The following is a 6,567-nucleotide window of genomic DNA, read 5'->3' as shown; positions in this document are numbered from 1 at the left end:
TAAGTTTATATTATCATATAATACACCTTTACTTCCTTATATTAAAGTGCTAAATCTATTATAATACTAAATCCAATTGAATAATCAATTAATAAGTATATTTATTCTTACTACTTATACTTTATTGTGATATACTGTTTAGAATATTTAATTTTAGGAGGGATATTACTATGAAAACTATAGGGTTAATAGGTGGTATGAGCTGGGAAAGTACTGTTAGCTACTACCAAGTAATAAATACTACTATAAAAGAAGAACTTGGTGGACTACATTCTGCTAAATGTCTTCTTTATAGTGTTAATTTTGAAGAAATAGAAAAATGCCAATCAAATGGTGAATGGGATAAAAGTGGGGCTATTTTAGCTGATGCAGCTATAAGACTAGAAAAAGGTGGAGCTGACTTTATTATTATATGTACAAATACAATGCATAAGGTTATTGATATAGTTAAATCTAAAATAAATATTCCTATTTTACATATTGCAGAGGCTACTGCTGATATACTTATCCAAAAAAGTGTTACTAAAGTAGCTTTACTTGGAACTAAATATACTATGGAGCAAGACTTCTATAAAGAAAAGCTAATAGAAAGAGGTCTTCAGGTTGTTATTCCTTGTGAAGAGGATAGAGTAATCATTAATGATACTATATTTAATGAGCTTTGCCTTGGTACAATAAATCCTAGTTCAAAGAGTGAATTTATTCGTATTATTAATTCTTTAGTAGCTGAAGGTGTAGAGGGGGTAATCCTTGGATGTACTGAAATAGGACTTTTAGTTAATCAAGAAGATGCTTTAGTTCCACTATTTGATACAGCTGTTATTCACGCTAAGAAGGCAGCATTACATTCAATTAATAAATAAACCTAAAAAAGCTGAGTAGAAATCTACTCAGCTTTAATATACTAATTAATCTTACTTAAGGTCGTTTTCTGGGCTCCACTGCTCCCAAACTTTACCTACTAGTTCTTCACTTGGCTTAAGAGTCTTCTTTCCAGGCTCCCATCCGCATGGTGCAACTTCTCCAGCGTTTTCGCTTACCATCTTAGCAGCCTTAAGCTGTCTTAGAGTTTCGAAGATGTTTCTTCCAACTGGTGGAGTTAGTACTTCGTAAGTTTGAACAATTCCCTCTGGGTTTAGGATAAATACACCTCTTACAGCGATCTTATCTTCTTCATCATATACTCCATACATTTGTGAGATTGTTGTATCTGAATCTGATGCCATCATGTATGGTACTGGTGTTCCCTTAAGTGACTTTGAAAGCTCATTGTCAACCCAAGCCTTGTGTACAAATGGACTGTCTGTGCTTATAGCAATAACTTCTGCTCCCATCTCTTGGAACTTGTCATACTTAGCAGCAACTGCTGCAATTTCAGTCATTCAGACAAATGTAAAATCTCCTGGGTAGAAGAATAGTACTGTCCACTTTCCTCTGTAATCTTCTAGTTTGAAATCTACTATCTTTCCATCAATGTATCCCTTAGTGCTAAACTCAGGGGCTTTTCTTCCTACTTTAATCATTAGTTATTCCTCCTAAAATCTATTGTATAATAACGATGTTCTCTCGTTATTTAAGAATCATTATCTATGAATAAATATTATCATGTATTTTATATGTTGTCTAGTGTTTTTATAGAAAAAATCTATATTTTTTTATTTTAATATTAGTTTTTCTTATACACTCCCTATTTATTCCTAATTTTTAGTTAAATAATAAAAAATATAGACTAAGCTTTAATTAATAAGCTTAGTCTATATTTTATAAAGTATCCACTTGCAATTATCTATATCGTATTTAAGATCAAATCGTCTTTCTATTCCTCTTATACAACTTTGACAGCTATACACATACATATTACATCCTGCTATTTTTTCCTTACTTGAGGATATAACTCTGTCAATTTTGACAACTATTATATCCTCCCCATCCTTAACTCTAAACTTTATTGGAGTAGGCTCCTTACTGCTTATAAATACTGCAACCATATCTATTGGTTTTAGGATTGTTTTCATTATTCTCTCCTTCTACATAGTTGTTTGTATTTTCGGGTAGTCATCCTCTGAAACTCCCCCAGCTATTGACTTAAGTCCTGAATTTATAAATGCTGATCTTACCAAAGATGTATTTCCATATTTGTTTCTAATAGCATCAATTGTAGTATCTAATGCCTTATTCTTATTCGATGATAAACTATCAAACAAACTTAATTGGGCACTTTCTTCACTTGTAAGGTCTGTAACCTGAACTCCAAGATGTCTTATAGGATTTCCCTTCCATAGAATATCGAATAAATATATAGCCTCCTCATATATTCGCTTTGTAGAATCTATTGGGCTTATGGACTTTTTTTGTTTTGAATATGATATAAAACTACTTTCCTTAATGTTAATAGAGATGGTGCTACATAGCTTTCCTTCCCTTCTCAATCTCATTCCAACATTCTCACATAAAGATAATAAAACCATATGTGCCGTATGCCTATCTGTAACATCAAATGACATTGTAGTAGAGTTTCCTATTCCCTTAGCTTCAATTTCTTCACTTATAACCTTCGAGTCTTCTATACCCCTTGAGTACCTATAAAGCTTATCTCCGTTTCCTTTAAGAAGTCTTGTTATTATGTCTTTATCCGCATTTGCTAGATCTCCAATTGTTTGTATATTAATCCCTAAAAGTTTACGCTGTGAAGATTTTCCTACCATATATAGCTTACCTATAGGAAGTGGCCACATCTTAGTTTCTACTTCCTCTGGCCAAAGAGTATGTATTTTATTAGGCTTTTCAAAATCACTTGCCATTTTTGCTAATAGCTTATTAGTTGATATTCCTATATTAATAGTAAATCCAAGTTCACTATATATTCTACTTTGTATTTCCTTAGCTAGCTTAATATAATCACTATATAAATAATCCATACCACTAAAATCTAAAAAACACTCATCTATTGATGTTCTTTCAATACAAGGAGTATATTCACTTAAAACATCAATCATAGCCTTTGAGCACTTAACATATATATCATATCTTGGAGGAATAACCACAAGATCTCTACACTTTTTCCTTGCACTAAATAGGGTCTCCCCTGTTTTTATACCCATCTTTTTAGCAGGTGTAGATTTAGCTAGTACTATTCCATGTCTCTTTGACTCACTTCCTCCTATTACAGAAGGTATATCCCTATAATCTATATCTCCATTATTAAGAACACCGTAGGCAGATTGCCAGCTAAGATATGCATTATTAACATCACAATGAAAAATAACATTTTTATCCATACTACTAAACTATTCCTTTCTTAATTTATATTTTCATTATATCAGAACATATGTTCTGATTGTAGTATATATGCATAAAAATAATAAGGAAATTATTATAATTTTTAGGTTATCAGTTATGATAATATCAATTATAATAATATAAATGCCACATTAATACTAAAATAGTTTATTGGTGGTACTTAAACTTTTTTAACTATTATGGAATAATATATGTATTATAGGATAATTATTTTTAAATTTTAAATTTTGTCTTTAGTATTATATTTTGAATTATTGCAAATACTATGTTTGAAACATGGAGGTGATATTCAATGTACGATGCTAAAATAAGAAATGAAGATAACTCAACGCGTAAAGGCAGTTTACGCTCTGACATTTCAGATAGACAATACTTTAATTTAGGTGTAGATCATGTTTACTTCAAGGGACACGGCTATTATGGTAATGTGCATCACAACATCTTTAAGAAATTTAAGTAATTATATTATTACACTATTTAATCTAATTCATTATAACGGGGGGATTTTTATGCCAAAGGTATCAACAAGAATTCAACATATGCAGGCATCACCTATTAGAAAGTTAGCACCTTATGCACAAAGGGCACAGGATAAAGGTATTCACGTTCATCATTTAAATATAGGACAACCTGACATAAAAACTCCAAGAGAGTTTTTCGATGCATTTAAGGAGTTTGATGAAGAAGTTCTAAAATACTCTGAATCTCAAGGACTTAAAGAAACAATAGATAGCTTTGTTGATTACTATTCAAAATGGGATATTAACTTTGAAAATCAGGACATTCTAATTACTAATGGAGGAAGCGAGGCAATACTATTTGCTATTATGGCAGTTGCAGATTATGGGGATAATGTTGTAATGCCAGAGCCATTCTATACTAACTATAATGGGTTTTCTGAATCAGCTGGAGTAAATGTATCTCCATTTTTAACAACTGCTGAAAATGGTTTTAGACTTCCATCAAGGGAAGTTATTGAGGCTTCTATTAACTCTAGAACTAAGGCTATCGTTGTATCTAACCCTGGTAATCCAACTGGTGTTGTATATACAAGGGATGAGATAGAACTTCTATGTCAAATTGCTTATGACAATGATCTATTTATTATTACAGATGAGGTATATAGAGAATTTGTATACGACGGTCTTAAGTTTACAAGCTTTATGCATATTAAGGGATATGAAGATAGAATCATATTAATAGATAGTATCTCTAAGCGTTATAGCGCTTGTGGTGCAAGAGTTGGTCTTGTTGCAAGTAAGAATGTAGATGTTATAGAAAACATTCTTAAGTTATGCCAATCAAGACTATGCGTTCCTACTATAGAACAATTTGCAGTATCAAAACTTATTAATGTAGATGATTCCTACTTTACTGAAGTTAAAGCTGAATACGAAAAAAGACGTAATCTAGTATTTACAGCACTTTCAAGTATTGATGGTGTTGTATGCAAGAAACCTACTGGAGCATTCTATGTTATTGCAAAGCTTCCAATTGAAGATGGCGAGGACTTTATTAAGTGGCTTCTTAGCGACTACTCAATAGATGGACAAACTGTTATGATGGCTCCTGCTGATGGGTTCTATGCAACAAAGGGTCTTGGTAAAAACGAAGTTAGAATTTCCTACTGCTTAAACTGTGATAACCTTAAAAAGGCAATGCATATTATAGAAACAGGTCTTAAAAAGTATATTGAACTTAAATCAAATTAATATATATAAACATAAAAATACAGCTTTAAGATTTAATCTTAAAGCTGTATTTTTATAACGTTCTTTACTTCTTCAAAGCCCTGTGTTGCGTATAGATTAACTGCAGGTATGTTTGTATTGTCAACTGTAAGTTCTAAGCTTCCTATTCCGTTTTTATAGGCTATAAGCATAATATAGGTTAAGAAGTTTCTGGCATATCCCTTTTTTCTAGCACTTGGTACTATTCCAAAGTTAACTAAAAAATATGATCCATTAATATTAATAATCTGACCATATCCAATAGCTTCTCCATCCTCTTCAAGTATAAAGCATAGATCCTCAATAAATTTTGGACTATACTCCTCCATTAAAACATCCTGAACAGTTAATTGGCTACGACCCTTAACACTATTAAAAATCTCATTTTGGATCTTAACTCTAATTTCCTCGTCCTTTTTAAGAACATATCTTCTAATCAAAAGCCCCTTATCCTCAAAGCTTTTGTACTTAACTTCACTTGCAAAGCTACTAAGATTACATTTCATAAACTTAATTGTGCTTATCATTTCATACTCCTCTTCAGAGCCTAGTAGACAGTCTAAGTTGTTACAGTTAAACCCAAATGTGTATTCAGTAAGGTCAAAACGCTCATCTAATGAGTCAATAAATTCTAATAGGTCTATGTTTTGTGTTTCTGGATAAATAGGATAAAAGTAAAACTCCTTAACAGAACTGTCTATAACAAGTATACCTACCTTTTTACCATCTTTAAGAGCAAAATAAACCCCTTTTAATAGTGTAAAATAGGTAATACTCTTTTTCTTTGTTGAATAAAAATTTGCCTTTTCAGCATCTTCACTAAATAATATACTTTTTACAAAAGGTATATCCTTTAACTTAATTGTATTAAACTCTAACATCATTAACACCCTAAATAATTATATTTTATATTAATTATACAATATACTTAAATTAAGTTAAAGAATGTGTTATTTTCTTGAAAATATCATTGAGAAAATTCCCTTTTTATTTCTTTCTTCTAATTCAAGCTTTTCTTTAAGTTGAAGAAGTTCATATTCCTTCTTTTTGTTTTCCATTTTCAGTCTCATATTCTCACTTATTATAAGATCTCTCTCCTTAGAAGTAACAGTTTCATTAACTGTTTCACTAAGTTCACAAAGTGATTTGCTAATTTCTTGAAGCTTGTCTTCAAGTTCTTTAACAAATCCTGCTGCATTTACAGTAGAAATAGGTGGCTGCATTGCTACACTTGCTGCAACCTCTTCAAGCCCATCTTTCCCCTCCATTTTAGCCTTTATTTGAGGGTTACTATAACCTTTCACTTGAAGTTCTTTAATGTATAAAAGAGTGTCTATTTCCTTCTCTGTAAATATTCTCCTATCATTCTCATCTCTAGGAATTGTTAAGAAAAACTCCTTCTCATAGTATCTTATCGCAGATGCTTTATATCCAGTTATCTTGCATGCCTCTTTAAAAGAAATTATTTTTTTACTCATATTTTTCACCTCAAGATATATAATTCTATACCTTGCTATGTTTTCCTTTGATGAAAATT

General features: G+C 31.2%; 7 protein-coding genes. 2 read left to right on the top strand and 5 right to left on the bottom strand.

Going from position 1 to position 6,567, the window contains the following annotated elements; all coding sequences use genetic code 11:
- Positions 1–170: 170 nt before the first annotated feature.
- Positions 171–863: an aspartate/glutamate racemase family protein gene (locus tag RR539_RS04355; protein ID WP_332473525.1), complete on the top strand. Its 693-nt coding sequence runs from the start codon at positions 171–173 to the stop codon at positions 861–863.
- 51 nt (positions 864–914) lie between these two features.
- On the opposite strand, the gene prxU is transcribed toward RR539_RS04355, so the two are convergent.
- The 3 genes from prxU to RR539_RS04340 all read right to left on the bottom strand — a co-directional run bounded on the left by prxU (position 915) and on the right by RR539_RS04340 (position 3,278).
- Entirely contained in the window at positions 915–1,523 is a 609-nt protein-coding gene (prxU, locus tag RR539_RS04350; protein WP_332473526.1) for a thioredoxin-dependent peroxiredoxin, read from the bottom strand.
- 231 nt (positions 1,524–1,754) lie between these two features.
- Positions 1,755–2,015, bottom strand: a complete 261-nt coding sequence (locus RR539_RS04345) for a hypothetical protein (protein ID WP_332473527.1) — start codon at positions 2,013–2,015, stop codon at positions 1,755–1,757.
- Positions 2,016–2,027: 12 nt separating this feature from the next.
- Positions 2,028–3,278 carry a Y-family DNA polymerase gene (locus tag RR539_RS04340; protein WP_332500227.1) on the bottom strand — a complete coding sequence of 417 codons (1,251 nt, stop codon included), beginning with the start codon at positions 3,276–3,278 and terminating at the stop codon, positions 2,028–2,030.
- A 531-nt stretch (positions 3,279–3,809) separates the two neighbouring features.
- Here RR539_RS04340 and RR539_RS04335 point away from each other — a divergent pair.
- On the top strand, positions 3,810–5,012 hold the full coding sequence (locus tag RR539_RS04335) for a pyridoxal phosphate-dependent aminotransferase (protein WP_332473529.1): 1,203 nt from the start codon (positions 3,810–3,812) through the stop codon (positions 5,010–5,012).
- Between the two features lie 38 nt (positions 5,013–5,050).
- On the opposite strand, the gene RR539_RS04330 is transcribed toward RR539_RS04335, so the two are convergent.
- On the bottom strand, positions 5,051–5,911 hold the full coding sequence (locus RR539_RS04330) for a GNAT family N-acetyltransferase (RefSeq protein WP_332473530.1): 861 nt from the start codon (positions 5,909–5,911) through the stop codon (positions 5,051–5,053).
- Between the two features lie 69 nt (positions 5,912–5,980).
- A complete protein-coding gene (locus RR539_RS04325; protein ID WP_332473531.1) occupies positions 5,981–6,508 on the bottom strand; it encodes a MerR family transcriptional regulator in 528 nt (175 codons plus the stop codon).
- Positions 6,509–6,567 lie beyond the last annotated feature (59 nt).

Origin of the sequence: Clostridium sp., assembly GCF_036639235.1 — a bacterium.
Classification (GTDB): Bacteria; Bacillota; Clostridia; order Clostridiales; family Caloramatoraceae; genus Clostridium_AB.
The sequence above is the reverse complement of the archived record's forward strand: the minus strand, read 5'-3'. Positions and strand labels throughout refer to the sequence as shown.

Coding starts and splice junctions, on each gene's coding strand:
- RR539_RS04355 (WP_332473525.1), top strand. CDS start 171: ATGAAAACTATAGGGTTAATAGGTGGTATGAGCTGGGAAAGTACTGTT.
- RR539_RS04345 (WP_332473527.1), bottom strand. CDS start 2,015: ATGAAAACAATCCTAAAACCAATAGATATGGTTGCAGTATTTATAAGC.
- RR539_RS04340 (WP_332500227.1), bottom strand. CDS start 3,278: ATGGATAAAAATGTTATTTTTCATTGTGATGTTAATAATGCATATCTT.
- RR539_RS04335 (WP_332473529.1), top strand. CDS start 3,810: ATGCCAAAGGTATCAACAAGAATTCAACATATGCAGGCATCACCTATT.
- RR539_RS04330 (WP_332473530.1), bottom strand. CDS start 5,911: ATGTTAGAGTTTAATACAATTAAGTTAAAGGATATACCTTTTGTAAAA.
- RR539_RS04325 (WP_332473531.1), bottom strand. CDS start 6,508: ATGAGTAAAAAAATAATTTCTTTTAAAGAGGCATGCAAGATAACTGGA.